33 protein-coding genes and 1 pseudogene are annotated in these 19,966 nt (G+C 64.0%); 25 read left to right on the plus strand and 9 right to left on the minus strand.

Annotated elements, in window-relative coordinates; genetic code table 11:
- Positions 1 to 332 precede the first annotated feature (332 nt).
- From A3A5_RS45910 to A3A5_RS45915, 21 genes are all read left to right on the plus strand, one after another.
- A complete protein-coding gene (locus A3A5_RS45910; protein ID WP_369797853.1) occupies positions 333 to 668 on the plus strand; it encodes a DNA methyltransferase in 336 nt (111 codons plus the stop codon).
- Positions 665 to 817 (plus strand): hypothetical protein, encoded by a 153-nt coding sequence (locus A3A5_RS43870; protein ID WP_018315073.1) that lies wholly within the window; start codon positions 665 to 667, stop codon positions 815 to 817. The genes A3A5_RS45910 and A3A5_RS43870 overlap by 4 nt, the downstream gene beginning before the upstream one ends.
- The gene (locus A3A5_RS0134955; RefSeq protein WP_018315074.1) at positions 814 to 1,167 is read left to right on the plus strand and encodes a hypothetical protein; all 354 of its coding nucleotides are present in this window, start codon (positions 814 to 816) and stop codon (positions 1,165 to 1,167) included. The genes A3A5_RS43870 and A3A5_RS0134955 overlap by 4 nt, the downstream gene beginning before the upstream one ends.
- 1 nt (position 1,168) lies before the next feature.
- Complete coding sequence (locus tag A3A5_RS39985) at positions 1,169 to 1,654, plus strand: DUF1643 domain-containing protein (RefSeq protein WP_018315075.1); 486 nt, start codon at positions 1,169 to 1,171, stop codon at positions 1,652 to 1,654.
- A 20-nt stretch (positions 1,655 to 1,674) separates the two neighbouring features.
- Positions 1,675 to 1,875 carry a hypothetical protein gene (locus tag A3A5_RS0134965; RefSeq protein ID WP_018315076.1) on the plus strand — a complete coding sequence of 67 codons (201 nt, stop codon included), beginning with the start codon at positions 1,675 to 1,677 and terminating at the stop codon, positions 1,873 to 1,875.
- Between the two features lie 10 nt (positions 1,876 to 1,885).
- A complete protein-coding gene (locus tag A3A5_RS0134970; protein ID WP_018315077.1) occupies positions 1,886 to 2,851 on the plus strand; it encodes a radical SAM protein in 966 nt (321 codons plus the stop codon).
- On the plus strand, positions 2,848 to 3,204 hold the full coding sequence (locus tag A3A5_RS0134975; RefSeq protein ID WP_018315078.1) for a hypothetical protein: 357 nt from the start codon (positions 2,848 to 2,850) through the stop codon (positions 3,202 to 3,204). The genes A3A5_RS0134970 and A3A5_RS0134975 overlap by 4 nt, the downstream gene beginning before the upstream one ends.
- 3 nt (positions 3,205 to 3,207) lie before the next feature.
- Positions 3,208 to 3,657: a hypothetical protein gene (locus A3A5_RS0134980; protein ID WP_018315079.1), complete on the plus strand. Its 450-nt coding sequence runs from the start codon at positions 3,208 to 3,210 to the stop codon at positions 3,655 to 3,657.
- 162 nt (positions 3,658 to 3,819) lie between these two features.
- Positions 3,820 to 4,113, plus strand: a complete 294-nt coding sequence (locus A3A5_RS0134990; RefSeq protein ID WP_018315081.1) for a hypothetical protein — start codon at positions 3,820 to 3,822, stop codon at positions 4,111 to 4,113.
- A 60-nt stretch (positions 4,114 to 4,173) separates the two neighbouring features.
- Complete coding sequence (locus A3A5_RS44255; RefSeq protein WP_198293203.1) at positions 4,174 to 5,013, plus strand: hypothetical protein; 840 nt, start codon at positions 4,174 to 4,176, stop codon at positions 5,011 to 5,013.
- A gap of 3 nt (positions 5,014 to 5,016) precedes the next feature.
- Positions 5,017 to 5,394: a hypothetical protein gene (locus tag A3A5_RS0135000; protein WP_018315083.1), complete on the plus strand. Its 378-nt coding sequence runs from the start codon at positions 5,017 to 5,019 to the stop codon at positions 5,392 to 5,394.
- Between the two features lies 1 nt (position 5,395).
- A complete protein-coding gene (locus A3A5_RS0135005; RefSeq protein ID WP_018315084.1) occupies positions 5,396 to 5,767 on the plus strand; it encodes a hypothetical protein in 372 nt (123 codons plus the stop codon).
- 9 nt (positions 5,768 to 5,776) lie between these two features.
- Positions 5,777 to 6,100 (plus strand): hypothetical protein, encoded by a 324-nt coding sequence (locus A3A5_RS0135010; protein ID WP_018315085.1) that lies wholly within the window; start codon positions 5,777 to 5,779, stop codon positions 6,098 to 6,100.
- 3 nt (positions 6,101 to 6,103) lie between these two features.
- A complete protein-coding gene (locus A3A5_RS0135015) occupies positions 6,104 to 6,967 on the plus strand; it encodes a hypothetical protein (protein ID WP_018315086.1) in 864 nt (287 codons plus the stop codon).
- Positions 6,960 to 7,541: a hypothetical protein gene (locus A3A5_RS0135020; RefSeq protein WP_018315087.1), complete on the plus strand. Its 582-nt coding sequence runs from the start codon at positions 6,960 to 6,962 to the stop codon at positions 7,539 to 7,541. Before A3A5_RS0135015 ends, A3A5_RS0135020 begins: the two co-directional genes overlap by 8 nt.
- Positions 7,534 to 8,070 (plus strand): hypothetical protein, encoded by a 537-nt coding sequence (locus A3A5_RS0135025; protein WP_018315088.1) that lies wholly within the window; start codon positions 7,534 to 7,536, stop codon positions 8,068 to 8,070. Before A3A5_RS0135020 ends, A3A5_RS0135025 begins: the two co-directional genes overlap by 8 nt.
- A complete protein-coding gene (locus A3A5_RS0135030) occupies positions 8,067 to 8,450 on the plus strand; it encodes a phage protein NinX family protein (RefSeq protein WP_018315089.1) in 384 nt (127 codons plus the stop codon). The genes A3A5_RS0135025 and A3A5_RS0135030 overlap by 4 nt, the downstream gene beginning before the upstream one ends.
- On the plus strand, positions 8,437 to 8,793 hold the full coding sequence (locus A3A5_RS0135035; RefSeq protein WP_018315090.1) for a phage protein NinX family protein: 357 nt from the start codon (positions 8,437 to 8,439) through the stop codon (positions 8,791 to 8,793). Before A3A5_RS0135030 ends, A3A5_RS0135035 begins: the two co-directional genes overlap by 14 nt.
- Positions 8,790 to 9,080 (plus strand): hypothetical protein, encoded by a 291-nt coding sequence (locus A3A5_RS0135040; protein WP_018315091.1) that lies wholly within the window; start codon positions 8,790 to 8,792, stop codon positions 9,078 to 9,080. The genes A3A5_RS0135035 and A3A5_RS0135040 overlap by 4 nt, the downstream gene beginning before the upstream one ends.
- A gap of 20 nt (positions 9,081 to 9,100) precedes the next feature.
- A complete protein-coding gene (locus A3A5_RS39995) occupies positions 9,101 to 9,505 on the plus strand; it encodes a hypothetical protein (protein WP_018315092.1) in 405 nt (134 codons plus the stop codon).
- A 67-nt stretch (positions 9,506 to 9,572) separates the two neighbouring features.
- On the plus strand, positions 9,573 to 9,833 hold the full coding sequence (locus A3A5_RS45915; protein ID WP_018315093.1) for an AlpA family transcriptional regulator: 261 nt from the start codon (positions 9,573 to 9,575) through the stop codon (positions 9,831 to 9,833).
- On the opposite strand, the gene A3A5_RS0135055 is transcribed toward A3A5_RS45915, so the two are convergent.
- Positions 9,820 to 11,055 carry a site-specific integrase gene (locus A3A5_RS0135055; RefSeq protein WP_018315094.1) on the minus strand — a complete coding sequence of 412 codons (1,236 nt, stop codon included), beginning with the start codon at positions 11,053 to 11,055 and terminating at the stop codon, positions 9,820 to 9,822. The genes A3A5_RS45915 and A3A5_RS0135055 overlap by 14 nt on opposite strands.
- A gap of 433 nt (positions 11,056 to 11,488) precedes the next feature.
- On the opposite strand from A3A5_RS0135055, the gene A3A5_RS45305 reads away from it, so the two are divergent.
- On the plus strand, positions 11,489 to 11,812 hold the full coding sequence (locus A3A5_RS45305) for a hypothetical protein (protein ID WP_018315096.1): 324 nt from the start codon (positions 11,489 to 11,491) through the stop codon (positions 11,810 to 11,812).
- A gap of 213 nt (positions 11,813 to 12,025) precedes the next feature.
- On the opposite strand, the gene A3A5_RS0135070 is transcribed toward A3A5_RS45305, so the two are convergent.
- Complete coding sequence (locus A3A5_RS0135070) at positions 12,026 to 13,381, minus strand: type II toxin-antitoxin system HipA family toxin (protein WP_018315097.1); 1,356 nt, start codon at positions 13,379 to 13,381, stop codon at positions 12,026 to 12,028.
- 2 nt (positions 13,382 to 13,383) lie between these two features.
- On the minus strand, positions 13,384 to 13,635 hold the full coding sequence (locus A3A5_RS0135075; protein ID WP_013953293.1) for a helix-turn-helix transcriptional regulator: 252 nt from the start codon (positions 13,633 to 13,635) through the stop codon (positions 13,384 to 13,386).
- Between the two features lie 298 nt (positions 13,636 to 13,933).
- Between A3A5_RS0135075 and A3A5_RS0135080 the strand changes: the two are divergent.
- Together A3A5_RS0135080 and A3A5_RS0135085 are read left to right on the plus strand one after the other, a co-directional pair.
- A pseudogene (locus A3A5_RS0135080) lies at positions 13,934 to 14,815 on the plus strand (NAD(P)-dependent oxidoreductase); the annotation flags it as partial.
- Between the two features lie 144 nt (positions 14,816 to 14,959).
- Complete coding sequence (locus A3A5_RS0135085) at positions 14,960 to 15,136, plus strand: glycine zipper 2TM domain-containing protein (RefSeq protein ID WP_026201436.1); 177 nt, start codon at positions 14,960 to 14,962, stop codon at positions 15,134 to 15,136.
- Positions 15,137 to 15,214: 78 nt separating this feature from the next.
- Here A3A5_RS0135085 and A3A5_RS0135090 read toward each other — a convergent pair whose 3' ends face one another.
- The 6 genes from A3A5_RS0135090 to A3A5_RS0135115 form a co-directional block, all read right to left on the minus strand.
- The gene (locus tag A3A5_RS0135090; protein WP_018315100.1) at positions 15,215 to 15,883 is read right to left on the minus strand and encodes a GNA1162 family protein; all 669 of its coding nucleotides are present in this window, start codon (positions 15,881 to 15,883) and stop codon (positions 15,215 to 15,217) included.
- A gap of 8 nt (positions 15,884 to 15,891) precedes the next feature.
- Complete coding sequence (locus tag A3A5_RS40005) at positions 15,892 to 16,320, minus strand: DUF4810 domain-containing protein (RefSeq protein WP_018315101.1); 429 nt, start codon at positions 16,318 to 16,320, stop codon at positions 15,892 to 15,894.
- Positions 16,317 to 16,634 (minus strand): hypothetical protein, encoded by a 318-nt coding sequence (locus A3A5_RS40010; RefSeq protein WP_018315102.1) that lies wholly within the window; start codon positions 16,632 to 16,634, stop codon positions 16,317 to 16,319. The genes A3A5_RS40005 and A3A5_RS40010 overlap by 4 nt, the downstream gene beginning before the upstream one ends.
- 11 nt (positions 16,635 to 16,645) lie before the next feature.
- Positions 16,646 to 17,596, minus strand: a complete 951-nt coding sequence (locus A3A5_RS0135105) for a CsgG/HfaB family protein (RefSeq protein ID WP_026201437.1) — start codon at positions 17,594 to 17,596, stop codon at positions 16,646 to 16,648.
- A 174-nt stretch (positions 17,597 to 17,770) separates the two neighbouring features.
- Complete coding sequence (locus A3A5_RS0135110; protein WP_018315104.1) at positions 17,771 to 18,625, minus strand: glycosyltransferase family 2 protein; 855 nt, start codon at positions 18,623 to 18,625, stop codon at positions 17,771 to 17,773.
- A gap of 57 nt (positions 18,626 to 18,682) precedes the next feature.
- Positions 18,683 to 18,943 (minus strand): phosphopantetheine-binding protein, encoded by a 261-nt coding sequence (locus A3A5_RS0135115; RefSeq protein ID WP_018315105.1) that lies wholly within the window; start codon positions 18,941 to 18,943, stop codon positions 18,683 to 18,685.
- Positions 18,944 to 19,261: 318 nt separating this feature from the next.
- Here A3A5_RS0135115 and A3A5_RS0135120 point away from each other — a divergent pair, with 318 nt between their 5' ends.
- Positions 19,262 to 19,945, plus strand: a complete 684-nt coding sequence (locus A3A5_RS0135120; RefSeq protein WP_018315106.1) for an acyl carrier protein — start codon at positions 19,262 to 19,264, stop codon at positions 19,943 to 19,945.
- Positions 19,946 to 19,966: the final 21 nt, after the last annotated feature.

The following is a 19,966-nucleotide window of genomic DNA, read 5'->3' on the forward strand; positions in this document are numbered from 1 at the left end:
GACGTTACACGGCCGATGGCGGCACTGATTTCGCCATGAAGCCCGGCCCGCGCGGCGGCGATCCGTCCGGGCGGTGGCCCGCCAATGTCATCCATGACGGCAGCGACGAGGTGCTACAGGCTTTCCCGGAGGCAATGGGACAGCAGGGCGACTTGAATGGCCAATCCAAGGGGCGAAAGTCGAAGGGTATCTTTGGCGACATGCCGGCTGCACGTCCGCACGCCGCACGAATTGAGGTCGACAAGACCGCCGCGCGTTTCTTCTATTGCGCCAAGGCGAGCCGCGTCGAACGCAACGAGGGCTGCGATTCCCTTCCGGATCGCGCCGGCGGCATGAACAGTAACACCAGCGGCCAGCACATCACGCGTCGCGACGGCTGGCAGCCGGAGCCCGTGAAGAACAACCATCCAACGGTAAAGCCCACCGACCTGATGGCCTACCTGTGCCGTCTGGTGACGCCGCCCGGCGGCCTGGTGCTGGACCCATTCATGGGTAGCGGCAGCACGGGCAAGGCTGCCATGCGCGAGGGATTCCGCTTCGTAGGCATCGACATGACGCCCGAGTACGTGGAGATCGCCCGCGCGCGCATCGCTCACGAATTGAGCGTCATCGAAACCGCGGTCGCGGAGGCCTCGCGCCAGGCCGATCTGTTTGGAGAAGCAGCATGAAACGCACCCTCCTCGCCCTATGCGTTACCGGCTTCATTCTGCGCTGGGCTGTCGTCAGCCTGGTGCTGATCCCTGTGGATACCGCGGCATGGCTGCTGCGGCGCGTGGGTAGCGCCCTGCGTGTGGTGCGCGACGGGAGCTGGGCATGATCCTCCCGCCGATCAACCTAGACGAAGAAGTGAAGCCCACGGTTCTGTCGTTCCCCGGCACGAAGAAGCAGCCGGCCGAGGAAGGCCCCTATCTGCAAGACGTGGGCCACCGGTTCGGAGAGTGCCAGCACCGTGCCGGGTTCGTTCTGGACGACAAGCTTGACGCGGTGATCTGCAAGGGCTGCAACGAGAAGCTGAGCCCCATGTGGGTGCTGCGCCAACTCGCAAGCGTCGAGACGCGCTGGCACCGCTTCCGCGAGACGTACCAGGACGAGATGAAGCGCCTCGCCGAGCGCAGCAAGACGAAGTGCCGGCACTGCGGCGAGATGACACCTATCAGCAGGAGCTGACATGCAACGCACCGCCACGATTTCCGACTGCGGAACATTCCGCTACCGCTTGGGCCGCCGCTGGGCGGATGGGCCGACCCTAGCGTTCGTGATGCTCAATCCGAGCACGGCAGACGCCTATCAGGACGACCCGACGATTCGCAAGTGCATCGGCTTCGCGCAGCGCACCGGGCACAGCGCAATCGAAGTGGTCAACCTGTTTGCCTTCCGCGCGACGAAGCCTGCGGACCTGAAGGCGGCGGGCTGGCCGACTGGCCCTGAGAACCTGGGCGCCATTACCTACGTAGCGCGAACCACCCACGAAGCCGGCGGCAAGGTCGTGCTGGCCTGGGGCGCCAATGCCCGCGGTCTCGGCGCTCCGGTCCTTGTGCGTGGTGTGCTGAGCGGTCACGGAATCCCGGCATACGCCCTGCGCGTGCTGGACGACGGCACTCCGGCCCACCCGCTGATGCTGCCATACGCCTGCGAACTGACGCAGATCGTGTAGCCAAAGCAAGGAGCCATGCCATGAAGCGAGTTTTGATCCGCATTCGTCTCGCCATGCTGCGAGAGCAATCGAAGTGGCTTCATGCCTGGCAGGAATTGCTACCCACCATAGACGCCACCGGACTTTATGCCGAGATGCGCCAAGAGTACGTCAGCGTGACAGCAAAGCTGGTGGATTTGCAAAAGAACATCGCGCGGCTTGAGCGCGCACTGAGCCACTAAGGAGCAAAGATTGGAACCTGTTTGGAGCAACGTCCGCCGCATCGCTGACGACGCCAGCAACGTCTCGAAGTACGTCTTCGAGAAGGCCGATAGCGTGGTCGAGGCCGTGCTGTACCGCTACCCCAATTACGAGACGCGCACTGTTATCTGCTGCTCGACGCAATCCGGCTGCCCGATCGGCTGCCGCTTCTGCGGCTCCGGCGATTACTTCGTGCGCTCGCTGACCGCGGAGGAGATCGTCGCGCAGCCGGTGCGCTGCTTAGAGGATACGGGCGTCGACCCCGCCACCATGGGCCGCCTGCAGATCATGTTCATGAGCATGGGCGAGCCGATGCTGAACATGAAGGCGCTGGCGCCCGCCATCCGCCGCCTGCATGAGTTGTATCCGAACGCTGCCCTCCTGATCTCCACCTCGGCGCCGAGGGTCGACTATCAGTCCGTGATCGACGTGAGCGTTGACGTGCCGACGGTCGGTCTGCAATTCTCGGTGCACGAGTCCACGGATGCCGCGCGCGACGCACTGATCCCGTTCAAGGCAAAGCTGTCGCTGACGGAGATTGCCGCGCAGGGTGAGCGCTGGCACGCCGCAACCGGTCGCAAGCCGTTCTTCAACTACTGCGCCCACGATGGCAACTCGTCGCCGGACGATGCTGATCGCATCTTTTCTCTGTTCGATCCCCGCATCTGGTGCGCGACCGTCAGCGTGATCTGCGAGCGCCAGGAATGGCTGCCGAAGTCCAACGATCATCAGCGCAACCTCGCCTCCCACTTCGCATCGAAGATGGTCGAGCGCGGCTATGACACCCGCATGTTCGATCCCGCCGGCCAAGACACCATAGGTGGCGGCTGCGGGCAGCTGTGGATGACCCAGGAATGGATGCGCAAGAACCCAGAACTGGCCCGCCCGAGCATTGGGAGCGGCAAGCCGATGGTTCATGTTCCGATCCGCCTGACCCGCGAGGAGCGAGTGGAATGAAGCCGCTGATCCACGCGCAAATCAGCGTCAAGACTCACGGCGGGAAGATCGAGGACTACCTGCCGATCCACGAGTTCATCGACCACTCCAAATCGAGCGTCGCGGACGTGCGCCACCGCGCGATGCTGCACTCGGCCTGGGGTATCTACCTCGTCGGCCAAGTGTTCGGCGAAATCATGACCAACTCGGACGGCAAGAAACTCTCCGTCCGTGACATTGCCGAGGAGCATGTCCTGCAAGACCTCGGCTTTATCCCAACGATGCAGGACTGGCTTTCCAAGATGCCCATTGAGGGCTGGATGAGCGGCACCCGTAAAAAGCGCCGCGTCTTTGACTTTGACCTGGAGGATTGAGAAATGAGCAACGTAGTCGAGCAATTCAAGGCCGTGGCCGCCCGCAACAATGAGCAGATCGCAAAGCTGCGCGAGGAGAGCGCCGCGCTAATCAAGCCGCTCTTGCAGGACTTCATCAAGCAGAACCCCGAAGTTAAGCAGATCAAGTGGGCGCAGTACACACCCTACTTCAATGACGGGGATACCTGCACGTTCGGACTGCACAGCTTCGGCTTCTACTTCGAAGGCGATGATCTGAGCGAAAGCCGCTATGAGTTCGAGCTGTCGACCTGGCAGGGGTATGACAAGTTCGAGAAGCGCGAGGCCTGCTCACGAGAGACATGGGACAACTGCGTCGCGCTGGAGAAGCAACTGAACAGCGTGGGGAGCGAGTTGGAATCCATCTTCGGCGATCACGTAGAGGTGGTCGTGACGCCCGATGGCGTTGAGGTCGAAGAATACGACCACGACTGACCATGCGCCTCAAGTTCCGCGGGCTCAACCCGCTCCGCTGGGGCTTTGGCTTCTGGCGTGCGCCCCGCGGCCGCGCCGTGCTGGAGCTAGGCCCTGTCGACATCTACCTGAATTAATCACCCCGGCGCCAGTGAGGCGCCATCACCATGTAGGAGAAGCACCATGAACTACGTCAACGCCGCAACCAAAGTCCCCCAAACCACTGATGCCCGCGATGCTGAAATCCCGGCGCGCATCTCCGAGGCTTACGACGAAGTCTCGTTCTTGCACGGCACGATCGACATGCTCGTTGGCCGGCTTGATGCTGTGTTGCAGCCGCCTAAGGAGAGTCCCGATGTGGCTGCCACTGCTGCGCCGTCTCTGACGCCGCTTGGCGAGCAACTGCTGACGATCGGCAACCGGACGCGCGACGCGCGCGAGCGACTGCAAGACGTCCTCAACCGCCTGGAAGTCTAACGGTCAGCCGCGCCCGCCCGGGCGTACCGGGCGCCCTCCACCAATCGTCACAGGAAAGCCATGAGCAACGAAGGATTAATCCCAATGCCGAAATACAAGTGCCACAAGGAAGTTTGGGCACTGAAGATTGCCGCCATCACGCACGACGATAAGTTTCCCGATGGCGACTACGACGCCGGTGACCGCGAAGAGCCGGGCGCAACGATCACCCCGGAGGATGCTGGATATGCGCCTTTCCGTGTGAGTGCCGAATACATGCGAAAGCATCGTCCGGAGGTGGGCGGTTTCTTTGTGGTTTACGAGGACGGCTATAGCAGCTACTCACCAGGCGCTGCCTTTGAATCTGGCTACACCCGAATCGAACCGCCAGCCCGGGCGCACCGGGCAGCCTCCTCCTCCACACCCGAGCCCAACATGAACATCGAAATGAAGCAGGCCATCGAGAAGGCCATCACAGAGAACCTTACCGGCGCAATGGCCGGCGAACTGAAGACGTTCCTTGAGCAGGCCGAACAAACGAAGGCCGCTCACGAGAAGCTGCAGAAGGACTATGACTACCTGCAAGACGAAAACAAGCAACTCCGCCGGGCAGTCGAACTGCGCCGCAACCTGGACGGCGAGCGCGAGGACATCAGAAAGCAGCGTGAGGAGCTTGCAGCGCGCGAACTGAAGCTGGCGCATGACACCGCGGCCAATGCCGTTGCCGTGGCCCAGGCGGAACTGAAGGGCTACCGCGAAGTGACGGACCTGGTGTTCCGCAACATGGCTGTCCACAACAGCATCACGCGCAGTGTAGGCATCCCCGTGGAAGGCGCGCCCGGCGGCAATGGCTATGTCGGGACTATGGGGATGGTAGTCCAGACCACTGAAACCGAAGCGACCTCCTCCACTCAGGGCTGAGCCATGAAAAAGCTCCTCATCCTCGCCTTCTCACTCTTGCTCGCGGCCTGCGGCCAGACCGACTCACGCGTCGCCAGCCAGAGCCTGGCCACGGCCGCCGACAACTTCGAACTGAACCGCCGCATCGTGTTCTACAACGGCATCACCGCCGACTACATCCTCACCATTGAGGGGCTGTGCTCAAAGGATGACACCAGCGAAAGCCGCAAGCTGTCGATCACCTGCAAGACCGGCCCGAACACGTTCAAGCGTCACCTGCTGGGCCTGTCGGACAATGTGACCTACTTCGTGGAGCAGTTGGATGCGGCCCCGGCCAACGTCTACCGCTACCGCGTGGTGTTCAAGCCATCGACCATCCTGCCGGACGTGGAGATGAAATAAGGTGTTCGATCGATACCACATCAACGAATCGCCATCGCACGTATCCGTCAACGTCACGGAGCGCCGTGCGCCGACCGATGAATCGGTGCGCCTGCTGCGTGAGATGGAGCAGACCGCCGAGAAGCGCATCACAGACTCGGTCCGCGTCAAGGACCAGCAATTCGAATGCGTCATTCACGAGATGCCGGACTTCATCAATGACCGCACCCGCTACGGCGCTGTGTTCATGCTGAACGGCGTCCGCATGACGGCAGAGTACCGAGGCGAGCGCATGGATACCCGCGAGCAGATCGCCATCGGCATCCGCGACGCGGTGGCCACGAAGATTGCAAATGCGATCGCACCGGCTTTCAACAATCTCCGACTTCGTTAAGAGGCAATCGTGGCAAGCATCAACATCAATGGCAATATCGTCTCCGGCCGCAGCATCACCATCACCAACGGTCGCGTCACCGTGGACGGCAAGGACGTAACGCCTGACGGCAAGGCCATCTCCATTGAGGTCCAAGGGAACATCGATTCGATCAACGCAGACGCCTGCGATCGCATCGCGGTGACCGGCTCTGCGGGCTCTGTGAAGACCATGTCTGGCGACATTCGCTGCGGCGACGTTAGCGGCTCGGTGCAGTCGATGTCGGGCGACGTGACCTGCGGTGCTGTAGCGGGCTCGGTTAGCTCGATGTCTGGTGATATTCGGAGGGGATGAGACGTGACTGAGAACAATGAATTGCAGGCAGAGCGCGAGGCATTTGAGGCGTGGCGGAATAAACACCACGACAATGGCGCTGATATTGATTTTGAACTGTACGGCCCTTGGCTCGCATGGCAAGCCCGCGCCCTGCTTGCCACCCCGACCGCAGCCAGCGAAGACATCAACCCCGTGGAACTGATCGGCGCCGAGTTCAAGAAGTGCCACGCCTCCGAGGCGCACCCGCGCGACGTGGATATGTTGCTGGAAGCGCTGAACTGCACGCTCCAGGAGCACGGATTCCAGGTGGTTGAGCTGGAGGATGAGGCCGAGACGCAATGCCATGTCCCGGAGGGGTGGAAGCTGGTGCCGGTGGTGCCGACGAACGCCATGATGGTGGCGCTCGCCCGGAGCGAGTGGCCTGCCGATTCGGAGGCCGGCAAGCGGCAGCAGATGCAGTACAGCATCCCTCTCCCCGACAGGGATAACGACCCCCGCGCTATCTCGCCGGTCTGCGAAATTGAGTGCGCTGTTGGCAAGTATCAGCGTATGCTCGCCGCCGCACCCACGCCGCCCGCTGCCAGCGCAGACGATGCGTGCGAGCCACTGACCTTCACCGTCGATGGCGTGACGATGAGTCAGTTGGAATACATCGAATGGCTCCATGCTGAGTTGGATAAATCAAGAGAGGCGCAGCAGGATGCCCAGCGACTGAGGAATCTGATTGATCGCGGCTGGCAATTGATCAGTTGCGCTTGCGAGGTTGGGCCTCCGCTGAAGTGGACAGTCTGCGGAGAAGGCGCTCCCCTGCGGGGCTGGTTCTCAACTCAGCGCGCCGCTATCGACGCCGCCCTGCGCGCCAGCAAGGAGAGCGACAATGGCTGAGAAGCTTGACCTGGAGGCGCTGGAGAAGTTGGCGAGCGCCGCCCATCAGCATGGCGAGAACATCGGCGAGCCTGAGTGGTATCCGGCTGGTGACGGGGACATCTGGATCGCGGATAGCAACCCTGAGTCACCTTATGTGCGCGCCATGTCGCCCGAGACGACGCTCGCCCTGATCGCCTGCATCCGCGAGCAGGACGCTGCCCTAAAGCGACAGGCCGCGTCCGCTCGCTTGGGCATGGACGCGGCCAAGGCCGCGGCAGCCGTGTACTACCGGCTCGGCGCGCAGGCGCTAGACGAAGCAGGCCGCCTCGCTGCGCAAACCTCTTTCGCGGAACTGGAATCGCAGCGCTCTGCCAATGCGATCCTGACAGCGGAGAACGAGCGGCTGTCGAAGGACGCCGAGCGCCTCGACTGGCTTGACCAAGTGAATCGCGCAACGAATGAGCGCAATGACACCACCTACGGCTGGAGGTTCGATATCAACCACAACCGCGCAGCGCTGATGGATCACAACTTGCCGGCGCTGTCCGTGCGCCAAGCAATCGATGCCGCCAAGGAGGTGAGTAATGGCTGAACCCGCCGATGGAAGTTGGTATTGGGTGCTGTACGAATGTTGGGGTGACGATGCCAAGTGGGTTCCGGCCCAGCGCCAGCGCAACCACTGGAACTCTGCAGAGTTCAGAGGCATCCCCCTGCATCAGGTGAAGGTCGGCCCGGAGCTTACCTACGCTGAGCCGGCAATCGCGCCGCCGGAGTCGAGGTACGACGAAGACGGATTGCGCCGCCTGGTGGTAGAGGAAGAACGTGCGCACCGCCAGCGGATGGCGCCCTTTTACAAGGCGCTCGCCAACTACGCGGCACTGCGGCCGTCGCTTCCCCTCATATCGACGGCAATGATCGCCGACGCAACTATCCGGAGGGATATGGCGGCGTGGAATCCCGTGACCGGCTTCGCCTCCGCTACCGCCACCGAGGAGCGCGACGGCTACGCCTGCGTCTTCTGCGCCCGCGTGCTGCCGCGCTCACCCGAGGGCGTGATTGTCCATGACAGCGTGCCTCACCCGGTGGGCCACACCTATGACGAAGAAAGGAATCCTCAATGACAGCGGTATCTGACCTCTCCGGCGCCCTGCTGGACCTGTATGTAGCCAAGGCCGAAGGCCTGGAATTCCCCGAGATCCACGGCGAAGGGGACGAGGCTGTGGTCGTCTACCTGCACCACGAAATCCCGGACGATGATGGGCAGTGGCGGCATTTCATGCCGTCGATCTCGTGGGCTGATGCGGGGCCGCTGATTGACAAGTATCACGTCGCCGTCATGCGTAACCGTGATGGATCTTGGGATGCGTACACCGAAGGCAGGTGCTTGCATTTTGGGCCAGAGGGCAAAGCTGAGGCATTGGGCGAGACGGTGCAAATCGCCGTCTGCCGAGCCGTCGTGGCGCATGTGTTTGGCAAGGAGGTGCTCGATGCTGGCGTCTGATCTGGAGGGCGCACTACTCGACTACTGGGTGGCGCGGGCCGAGGGAATCGAGCATCCGCCGTACCTTCGTGCAATGGCTCCGGGGTGCGTGCTCGTGCCGCGCGAGACGGAATCCGATGGGGCGCTGTGCCGGGACTGGGTAGCCTACCAGCCGTCGCTGGACTGGGCCGTGGGCGGCCCGATCCTCGATCGCGAGCGGATCGGCGTGATGCCTCGCAATGGCGAGTGGGCGGCATGGTCCAGCGGAGAGATGGACCCGAATGGAGCCGGGGAGACTGCGCTCATTGCCGGCATGCGGGCGTATGTGTCAAGTCGATTTGGCAAGGAGGTTTCTGACCTATGACGATCTACCTGTTCCGTGGCATCACCCACGCACCGCCGGCTCGCCGGCTGGTCTTCCTGACTGAGTTCAACCGCACGGCGTGGTCCATCGAGGTCTGGTGGCAAGTCGGAAAGCCATTCGAGGAACTGGTGACGTCCGAGGTGCAAGCCCGGTATCGCGTCTTTGGCCTGCTGGGCATCCGCCGCCGCGAGCGCCGCGTCATCGACGTCAATGAGGCGCGGCGCATGGTGAATGCGGCGGCCCGGCAGGACTTCAAGGACGCATTCGATGAAGTCACCCAGGAATGAGAGCGGGAGGCGCGCGACCGATGTCGACAACTAACGCCGAACGCAGGTTCGAGCCCCAAGCGTTCGCCTCACGCGGCGCCGACTTGCCGCGCAAGCATGACTCCGTGCGCTCGGATTTCTACTTTCAGCACATGGCCGCTGGATGGCGCAGCGAGGAGATTCACGAGCGCTATCGTGACTGGGCCGAAGGCGTTCTCCCACTTGATGTTTGCTTGACGCCAAGCGAGACGGAAGCGGCGCGCTATCGAGATGCTGCATTGCAAAGCAAGCGCGAGAGTGGGCGTCGGTCTCTGTTGGAGCGAATTGAGTCGATTGCGATGGCCGATGAGTTTGGCGACCTGATTGAAGCGGAGGATCGGCGCGCGTACCTCAATCTTGCCGCCTGGGCCCTTGAGGGAATTGGCGGCCTCATGGGTGAATGGTGATAAGTTTTCCTTGCTGCTGATAAGTTTTTGGTGTTTAATCGCTTCATTCATCAAGCGGCGAAACACCATGACTGACCCTCAAATCAGGCGGACGATCCGGCGCGAGGAACTGCGTCAGATTGTCCCGCTCTCGGACTCCACCGTCTACGAGATGGAGGCCAAGGGGAAATTCCCCAAGCGCTTTGCCCTGACGCCGCGCTGCGTCGTCTGGTACCTGGACGAGGTGCTGCAGTGGGTGGAGGCCCGCCGGACAGGTGAGGTTGCTGTGCAGGCTGTCACGCCGCCGAAGCCCAAGCGCAAACGCGCGCTCGAAGCTATGCCGGCGTAACCTCGGGCGGGACGAGGGCCGGCTTATAGGGCCGCCCAGCCTTCATGGCGTCCAGCATGTTCGCCCACTCCTCCATCATGTGCCGGCGCTGTTCCGCGTACTCCGCCTTGTTGTAAATGGCGCGAACGCCCTTCTGCTCATGCGCCAGGCATTTCTCAATCCAGTCCGAATTGAAACCGGCTTCGTGCAAGATCGTGGAGCCGGTGCGCCGCAGGTCGTGCGGGCCGAAGGCGCCAAGCTGCTGCCCGATTTCTGAGGCGCGCAGCACCACCCCGTCAATTGAGCTATTCAGCGAACTCTTGGAGATCGGCTTGTTTCTCCCGAAGAAGCTCGGCAGCACGTAATCGGATGAGCCGGCGCATACCTTGAGCGTCTGGAACAGCTTCACGGCCTGCTTGGACAGGTAGACGTTGTGCGGTCGCCGCCCCTTCATGCGCTCCGCCGGGATACTCCACTCCGCTTGCTCAAGATCTAGCTCGGACCAGGTCGCTTCGGTCAATTCCGACTTCCGCACCATCGTCAGCAGCAGCAACTCGAGCGCGATGCGTAGGCTTGGCGTGGTGCCCGTGGCAGGCAGCGCGACAAAGAAGGACTGGATTTCCTTCGGGGTTAGGACGCGCGTCCGGCCCTTCAGCGTGGCGATGGCAGAGGCCCGCACCTCGGCGGCTGGGTTCGGCACCTTGTGGCCGCGGTCGGCCGCATAGCCATAAATCTGCGCAATTATGCCGTGGGCATGGACGGCCGAACTGGGCGCCCCGCGCGCCTTCATCTTGTCGCAGACGTGCCGGACGTCGTCGCCTGAGATCTCGGAGAGCAGCCGGTTCTGAAACTCGGGCAGCAGATCCTTGTCGAGGATATGCCTCCGCGTGCCCCGCGTGGTCTTGGCCATCGTGGCGTTCTCGATCCAGTCCAGCGCCATGACCCCGAACGTCTTTTCGCCCTGAATCTGCTTCTTGCTTCGCTGCTTCTCCCGGGATGGCGAGCGCCCCTCGGAAATCGCCCGCTTCGCCTGCAGGCACTGCTCACGCGCCTCGGCCAGGGAGATGCCCGTCGGCCCATACCGTCCGATGGTCAGCGTCTCCCGCCGGCCGTTGAGACGGTAATCCAGGCGGAACGTCACCAGGCCCTGCGGCGATACCGCAACGTACAGCCCGTCGCGGTCAGCCACCTTGTACAGCCGCTCCCCGCCCTTGAGATTCTTCAGTTTCGTGTCGGTCAGCATGATCCCCCACCCCTGCCGTTGACGGTAAATTCCAGTGCTCGATGATACGTCTCGCTGGCTTTACCGTCAAAACTACCGTCACTTTTTACCGTTTCCCACTGGAGGCTATTGGAGGCATCGGGATCGGAGAAGCCCATTCTATAAGGCTTAAACGTCGATTTCCCGGAGGCACCCGGAGGCAGGAGATAGAACAAAAATCATATGGATAGAATGATCCACAAATCAGATCAATCGCATGATGGCCTCGCGCAACCGCAGCCTGTCGCCGGCGGCTGCCGAACTGACGGCGGCGGTGCGCGCGCAGCTGGCGAGTCCGCCCGTCCATGACACGGCGGACACGGAGGCCGGCGCATGAGCATCATGCGTCGAAGACCGCTTCAAGGCGGCCGAAGCGGGCCTGGCCGAGATGCGTGCCAAGTTCGGCGACTAGACCGTGGCGCTGGAACGGCGGCTGCTGATGCTGTTCGCGTTGCGCAAGGGCCGGCGGTCACTGGAAACCATGCGCGAGGAAGCCGTGATTTCCAAGGAAGCGTTCAACCAGATCGCCCAGGTGATCCAGCAGTCCTGGCAAGCCAGCCTGGTGCGCCCGCCGCTGCGCGGCGTCACGGAAAACAAGCGCGGGCCCGGCACTGCGCCGGGCCCGCAGCCCTCACGAGGGGTCCTTGGTACGGGTGCGCGAGACGGCCATCATGATGCCGAGGCCGAGCACGATCAGGCAGGCAATGCCGATATAGACGGGCGCGAGGCCAGCCGTTGACAAGCCCCAGGCAATGCCGCCCACTAGAACCAGCAGGCCGATGATGTATAGCGCGAATGACATGAGTCGGCTCCTTGCGGTGGTGCCACCTAGGTTCAATGTAGGCAGTTGCGATGCGCAAGGGATAGGACAAGGGCGGATGCTGGCGTAGGCGGGTTCTGACCTTGATGTGAGGTGCAAGGCGGACCGCTCCGCGGCATCGCTTTGCCGGCCTCACCCCTCTGCCAGCGCTGGCATCTCCGCCAGCCGTTGCACCGACGTTCGCAATCCCTCCAGGATCGTGTCTGCCACCTTTTGCGGAAAACCCGCGGGCAATGCCGCGCCGACCTCGGCAATCACCGCCGGGGTCCGCGCGATGATGCGCCCGATCAGCGCCTCGGCATCGGCACCCAGAAAACAGCGCGGTGCCATCGCATTGAAATGGCGGCGCTGGATATCGCGCAGGCCGTAGTGCCGGCTGCGGCCGGCGACCGCCATGGCCAGCTTGGCCTTGTGCCAGGAGAACTGGTTGGCGCCCTGGCCCACCACCGGCCAGATCGACATCACGTCGTACAGCGGCGTCATGCGGTAGCGCCCGCCGGCCAGCAGGCGGATGCTGAAGTTCTTGGCGTGCCCGTCCGGTGCGGCCAGCAGCCAGAACAGCAGCTGCGCGCCCAGCAGCGTCTGCAGATCATCGGCCTGGGCCACTGAGTTGCGCAGCACCTTGGCGATCTCGATCACGCCGGGCCCGCCATCGGCCTCATATTTCTGCAGCGGGCTGAGGCCGAACACCTGGCAGAAATCTTCCTGCAGCAGCCGCAGCAGCCAACTCCCTGACGGATGAGGCTGGCGGTCGAAACGCGTGACACTCAGCACCTTGCGGCGGCCGAACCTCAGCATCTCGCAATCGGCCACCGGCAAGCCATAGGCGGCAAGGATCTTCAGGCACAGCCATTCGTTTTCCACCGACGTGCTCAGGTCGGCCCTGCGGTTGCCGACCAGGCCCAGCGGCAGCTTGAAGATATGCGTGGTCGGGGTGGCGCCGTCCGGCCGCAGCCATTTGCCGTCATGGCGCAGCAGCGCCGTCTTCTCCTGCGCGCCGGCGATGGAGATGCGGAAGTCGTCGTCGTGCTCATGCCGCCCAGGCGCGGGGGTGGCGACGATATCCTCCAGCCAGCGCTCGATCTGCTCGTCCGATAGCGGTTCGCCTTCGATCCGGTCGATGCCCGCAGGCACTTCGTCTTCGCCCAGGATCTGCACCGCGCCCACGCAATCGCGGCCGATGGCGGCGAGCAACGTGAAGGCTTCTACCGAGCCGGTCCGGAAGCGCAGCGCCAACCTGCGCCGGATGGCATCGCTGTCCGGCAACAGGTTGTCGAAGTAGTTGCGCACGGCATCGCCACGCACCACGCGCCGGTTGCCCAGGCCATACCCGAGCGACAGAGACAGGGGCCGCCCGGCTTCAGAGCGGATCCAATCCTCGTCGTATTCCAGTTCCATCCCGGTGGCGGACGGCTGGCGCCAGGCGCCCACGCGCTGCCCGTTGGCCCAGACCGACAACGCCGGCGTACGTGACCTGCGTGCCGCCATGATTACCACGCCACTTCGGACACCTCGGCGGCTCCGGTGGCCCGGTCCTGGACCACCAACTCCAGCCCGAGCGCGCCGACCAGCGCCAGCAGCTGGTCGACACTGATGCTGTCGGGGTTCAGTTCCATGTGCGACATCCGGCTCTGGCTGATATTCAGCCGCGCGGCAGCCTCGGTCTGATTCAGGCCGGCCGCCTTGCGCGCTGCCTGCAGGATCTGGCCAAGCTGCCAGGGAGTAGAGACGATTTGCTTCATCGCGTCGGAGGAAATACCAATATGATAGGTATTTTTATTTTAGCGACAACATGGGTATTTTTCAAATACCCATTTAATAGGTATTTTGTTTTTAACGATGCCATGACTATATGTGCCCGAAGCGGCATCCTGTAGCGCAGCATCGCGCCAGGCTCTGTATCTGTCCCCCGGCCCGGCGCCCTCGTATACTCTGGGGCCGGAGGCGGCCCAGCCGCCCCGCCGGCGCAGCGTCCAGGCGTGGCATCACGCAAACGGGGCCGCGCCTCACCGATCCCAAACATACAAGCAACGGAGCAGCAGCATGCGTGTCGCATTTCTCGGACTGGGCGTCATGGGTTTCCACATGGCCGGCCACCTCGCCACCAAGGGCCACGAGGTCACCGTATACAACCGCACCGCCGCCAAGGCGCAGGCCTGGGTCGAGAAGTTCGGCGGCAAAGCGGCGCCCACGCCGGCACAGGCCGTGCGCGATGCGCAGGTGGTCTGCTCCTGCGTGGGCAATGACGATGACCTGCGCGCGGTGCTGGCCGGGCATGACGGCGCCTTCTTCAGCGCGCCCAGCGGCTGCATCTTCGTGGACCACACCACCGCCAGCGCCAACGTGGCGCGCGAACTCTACGCCGCCGCGCGCGAGCACGGCCTGCACTTTGTAGACGGCCCGGTTTCCGGCGGCGAAGTCGGCGCGGAGAAGGGCATCCTGACCATCATGTGCGGCGGCGATGCCGACGCCTATGCGCGCGCAGAGCCGGTCATTGCCGCCTACGCACGCGCCGTCACGCGCATCGGCGAATCCGGTGCCGGGCAACTGGCCAAGATGGTCAACCAGATCAGCATCGCCGGGCTGATCCAGGGCCTGTCCGAGGCCATCGCCTTTGGCGAGCGCGCCGGGCTGGACATGCGCCTGGTGCTGGACGTCATCAGCAAGGGCGCGGCCGGCTCATGGCAGCTCGAGAACCGCGGCCCCACCATGATCGCCAACAAGTTCGACTTCGGCTTCGCGGTGGACTGGATGCGCAAGGACCTGGGCCTGTGCCTGGACGAGGCGCGCCGCAACGGCGCCGGCCTCCCGGTGACGGCGCTGGTCGACCAGTTCTATGCCGACCTGCAGCAGATGGGCTGCGGCCGCGCCGACACCTCCGCGCTGGTCAAGCGCCTGCGCCAGCACGCCAGGGACGCCTGACGCCACCGCTGCGCCACCTGCCGTCGTCCGATTCCTACAACGCAATCGGCGTGTCTCGGAGAGGGCCCTGCCCGGCACGGGCCTAAGCTGGACACATGGGGCCGGTTGCCTGCAACTGGCCCGGCAACGATGCAGGAGACCATCATGTGGAAACTCGCAGGCGCGCTTCTGGTAAGTGCAAGCATGGCGCTGGCCGGCTGCACTGCGGCGGGCGCGGTGGCCGGCGGCGTGGCCGGGCACGAGCTGACTGACGGCAGCACTGCCGGGACCATCGGCGGTGCCGTGGTAGGCGGCGTGATCGGTCACGAACTGGGCAAGTAAGCAAACCCTGGCCCCTGGGCCAACCAGGCAGAAAGGCCGCATGATGCGGCCTTTCTGTTTGCTCTTTCGGCTGATCGCTCAGAACTCGGCGTTGTCGGCCTTGAACTTCGGATCATATGGGCCAGCCGGCAGCCCGACGCCCACCAGCCCGACAGCGGAGGCATTGGCCTGCTGGGCCAGCGGCACGTAGTTCGGCTTGGCCTTCTCGACCGCCGCGGCAATCGCCGCCCCGATCAGGCCAGCGAGGCCGCCGCCCCCACTGTTATTGGGCGTGTAGGCCAGCTGCTGATGGCGCGACCACAACGTCTTGCCGTCCTTGCCGCTCTTGAGCGTGTAGTCCATCTCCACGGTGGTGGTCGTCTGCAGCACCATGTACTTGGAATCCCAGCGCTCGATGCGCACGTACATGACGGCATCGGCACCGAACATCCTGGCAATGACGGCCGGATCGTTGTTATGCACCAGGTCGGCATCGGACAGCCCTTCGTCTTCCATCAGGCGCTTGGTCAGGTGCACCGGAAAGACGTAGTAGCCACGCTCGGCGACGGGCCGTGCGATGGTCGACAGGAAATAGTCGGGCGCATCGACGTCGACGCTGCGGTTGACCACCGGCACGACGACGATGGAGCGCGGCTGGTCGGCGCGGAAGGCGGTGTAGTCAGAGCGCTTGGCCATGGGCGCGCAGGCGGCAAGGCTGCCAGCCAGCGCCAGCAGCGCAAGCGTGCGGAGTGAGCGGATCAGTCGCATGGGTCCTCTTATTGCTTGGTGGTCTGGCCCGGTGCCGCGGCCGCGGCCTGGGCGCTGCCGGGGGTGGCGTCCTTCGCCTTGGGCTTGTCAGCGCGCGGCCCGCTGGCGATCTGCACCATGCGTGTCATCAGCACGGCGGACTCCGGCCAGGCAGCCTTTTCCTTCTCGAACCAGACTACCGCCTCCTTCCCCTTGCCCTGCTCCAGCAGCACGTTGCCATACTCGGCATACAGGCCAGGCGGGACCTTGGTGCCGCTGCTTTCAGCGGTCGTGATGGTCTTGTTGAGCTGCTCGGCGAATGCCTCCGACGCAGCCGGCGTCTTGTAGTACGTGTAGAGCGCTGGCTCGTACGAGCCCCATGCATATTTCTGCTGCGGCGCGCAGGCGCTGAGGAGGGCGGCGGCAAGCAGCACGCCCGTGGTCTGGATCCGTTTCATTGTGGCTGCTCCGCGGAGACTTCGATGCTGACGGACTCGCCGCCTGCGGCAAAGATACTGCGCGTCAGCAACGCACGGCTGCCCTGGCGGATCTCGACCTGGTGGGGACCTTCTTCAATCTTGAGCACGGACTGCGCGCCGTCGAAGGCGGCTGCCTGGCCCATCTGGATGCCATCGACCACCAGCACGGACTGCGGCGGTGCGCCGACCACGCGAAGCGTCGGGCGGCCCTGTCCGCTCTGCACGGTAGTGTTCGGCATGGCGCAGCCGTACATGGCCAGCGCCGCGAGCGCGGCGCAGAAGAGTTGTTTCATCTCGGGCTTCCTTATTGCGCGACGAAGAGGTTGGCGGTGCCTCTGGGCAGCGTGCCGGACACCAGCTCCGTCACCGACCCCTCATTGGTCTCGCTGTCGCCGAAGGACGACTGCACGCGCACCTGGGCAACCGGCCGCGCCGGCAGCGCAATCTGGAAGCCGCTCTGGCCACTCTTGACCTGTTCGCCTTCCGCATAGACCTGCAGCGTGTCACCGGTACGAATGCCCTGGCGGCTGCCGCCCGAGATGTACACCGTGCGGCCTTCGGCCTTGAGGATGTCAGTCTTCCACTGGCGCTCTTCGAGCTTGCCCATCAGGCGGCCCAGCACATCCGAGATGGCGGCGGCAATGGCCTTGTCGTTGAGCGTGCCGTCGTAGTCGGCCTTGCTGCCGAAGCCAGCCACCTCGCCGGATTCCGTCGAGGCTTCACCGGCGCCGCTGGCGGAGAAGAAGGCATGGCCGGTCTTGACGTCGACCAGGCGGATTTCCACCTTGGCATGGGCCGTCTGGACCTTGGTCGAGCTGAGGAAGCCCGCCTTGCCGGTGGTGGCACGTCCAAACTCGGTCACCGAGCCGATGATCAGCGTATCGACCCCCACCAGCTGGCTGTCCCTGGTCAGGCTCTGCTCGGCCTGGACCTTGCCGAGGTCCGGCCGCTCAAATACCAGGAAGCGCCTGGAAGCCACCAGGCGGCTGGCCAGGATATCGCTGGCCTGCTTGCCCAGGGGATCCAGGTTCTGGTCCGTGAAGAAGGTGCGCCCATATCGCGTTTCATTCGAGAAGCGGCCAATGGCGATCTTGCGCTTCAGCTGGCGCACCGGCGGCAGCGACACGGCTTCCTGCGCGGCGACCTGCTGCTGGCGCGGCGCGGGCGCCTCCACCACCTTGGGCGGCGTGGTGACCGTGGCACAAGCGCCCAGCCCCAGGCAAATGCCCGCGGCCAACATCCTGCTGATTCCCATCCTTCCTCCAATTACAAATCGTTACAAATTGCAAGTTGGCCGATTCTATGGAACATGCGCCACGTTCGCAATTACTGCGTAGCTATAACGACACAGCTGTACGTTTCTTGAGGAATATCAGGAATAGCTTTGCGGCAGATCAGGGTTCCGCAAGGAGATGCAGGCAGGGGCCGGTCAGGCCGTGTGATTGGATGATGCGGCGCCAGCCTGGCGCCGCAGCCGCTGCCACACCAGTACCGGCAGCCGCAGCACGAAGCCGGCCAGCAGCCGCAGGTGCATGCCAGTCAGCAACAGGTTGTCGCGCAGATAGCGGAAGTGCGATACCCCTCCCTCGCGCTGGCCGAAGTAGCGCACCGGCGCATCGGCGTTGATGGGGCGCACGCCGCGCCAGCACAGGCGCACCGCCACTTCCGGGTCGAAGTCGAAGCGCCGCATCCAGCGGCTCTCGCGCATGACGGCGCGCAGCGGCGCGATCGGGTAGACGCGAAAGCCGTACAGGGAATCCCCGATGCCTGCCCACAGCGTCTCGACATCCGCCCAGAAGTTGGACATGCGCCGCCAGTAGACCCGCTCACGCGGCGCGCTGGCGTCGAAGACGGGCCGGCCCAGCACCATGGCGCCTGGGTGGCGCTGCGATATCGCCATGAACTGCGGAATCAAATGTGCAGGATGCTGCCCGTCCGAATCCATCACGAGAACATGCGTAAAGCCAGCCGCGGCGGCCGCGTCGATACCATGCAGCACCGCGGTGCCCTTGCCCTGGTTGCGCGGCAGCACCAGTACGCGTAGCCCCGGATCGGTGGCCGCCTGCGCCAGCAGCCACTGGTCGCTGCCATCGGTGCTGCCGTCCACGACCACCCAGACCGGCGTCCAGGCGGCGCGCGCCGCGCGCAGCACCTCAAAGAGGCGCACGCCGGGGTTATAGCTGGGGATCAGCACCAGGTGCGTGGCAGACGGCTCGGCGCCGCCCATGGGGCAGGCGCTGCCGCCGGCCACCAGCGCGGGCCCGGGCATGGCTTGCTGCGGCATGTCGTGCTCCGGTCCTGGCTTTGGGAAAAGGAAAAAGGTTGGGTGCGGCGAGCCGGGCTAGCGCATGCGGTGTTCCGCCAGGTAAGTGGCGAGGCTGCCCAGCGAGGCAAAGATGGTCTTGTTGTCGGGGTTGTCCGAACGCAGTTCGACCCCGTACTTGCGCGACACCAGCAGCGCTATCTCAAGGATATCGATGGAATCCAGCCCGAAGCCTTCGCCATAGAGCGGCGTGGCGGCATTGATGTCTTCCAGCCGCAACTCGGCAATGTCGAGTTCGTCGATGATGAGGCGGGCAAGTTCGGTTTCGAGTTCGGTCATGTCGCTAGGTGGCTGGAATGCCGCTGCGGCATGGGTCCGGGCAAGATTGTCCAGTCCGTACGGCAGGGCAACCGATGCTATCAAAAGGGGCAAATCCCAGCCAGTTGAGAGAAGTTTAGTAACAACAAACGCGGCCCTTTTGGGAATCATCACCACGTCGGGCGGGTCTTTTGGGGTATAAAGCGTTCGCTTCGCGCACCATGCGGCGTCATTTCCGGCCACGCAGTGCGCCAAGCGACTTACGCTACACACAATATACCCTCGCAGATGCCATCGAGCCAGCCCTTCGAGCGCCCCTCTCCACCCGCCACGCCGGCCATGCCTGTGCGGCGGAATGCCGTGCCGGCAGGCCGTCGCCATGGCTGGATTGCCGCGGTGGCCGCCTTTATCGCTTACGAATCCGCCCTGCACCATGCGGCACACCAGCCGGGTGCCGAAGTCGCCGCCTTATGGCTCGGAGCGGCGCCGTTCCTGCTGATCGGCTTCCTTGCCTGCCGCCGCGCCGGAGGGCGCCTGCCTGCACTGGCGGGCTTGCTGGCAGCCTGCGCCGCCCTGTGGATCTGGCGCTTGCCGCTGGCCACGCATTTCGGCTGGACCTATTTCCTGCAACACGCCGGCATCAACGCCGCACTGGGCGTGATGTTCGCGCTGAGCCTGCGCTCCGGCCACACGCCACTGTGCACGCAGATCGCGACGGCAATCCATGGCCAGCTGCCCCCCGCGCACCTGCGCTACACACTGCGCGTGACCCAGGCCTGGACGCTGTTCTTCGCCGCGATGGTGGGTATATCGACGCTGCTGTTCGTGCTCGCGCCGGTGGCGACCTGGTCCAGCTTCGCCAACCTGGCCACGCCGCTGCTGATCGCGCTGATGTTCGTGGGCGAAGCCGTGTGCCGCCGCATCGCCTTCCCGGGCATGGCCCATGGCGGCCTGCTGGACGCGGTGCATGGCTATCGCGCAGTCATGGCTGCCCGTGCGCGCCGGCCCGGTTTGCCGCGCTGACGCGCCGCGCCCCGGCCCCTA

Source organism: Cupriavidus sp. UYPR2.512, assembly GCF_000379565.1.
Classification (GTDB): domain Bacteria; phylum Pseudomonadota; class Gammaproteobacteria; order Burkholderiales; family Burkholderiaceae; genus Cupriavidus.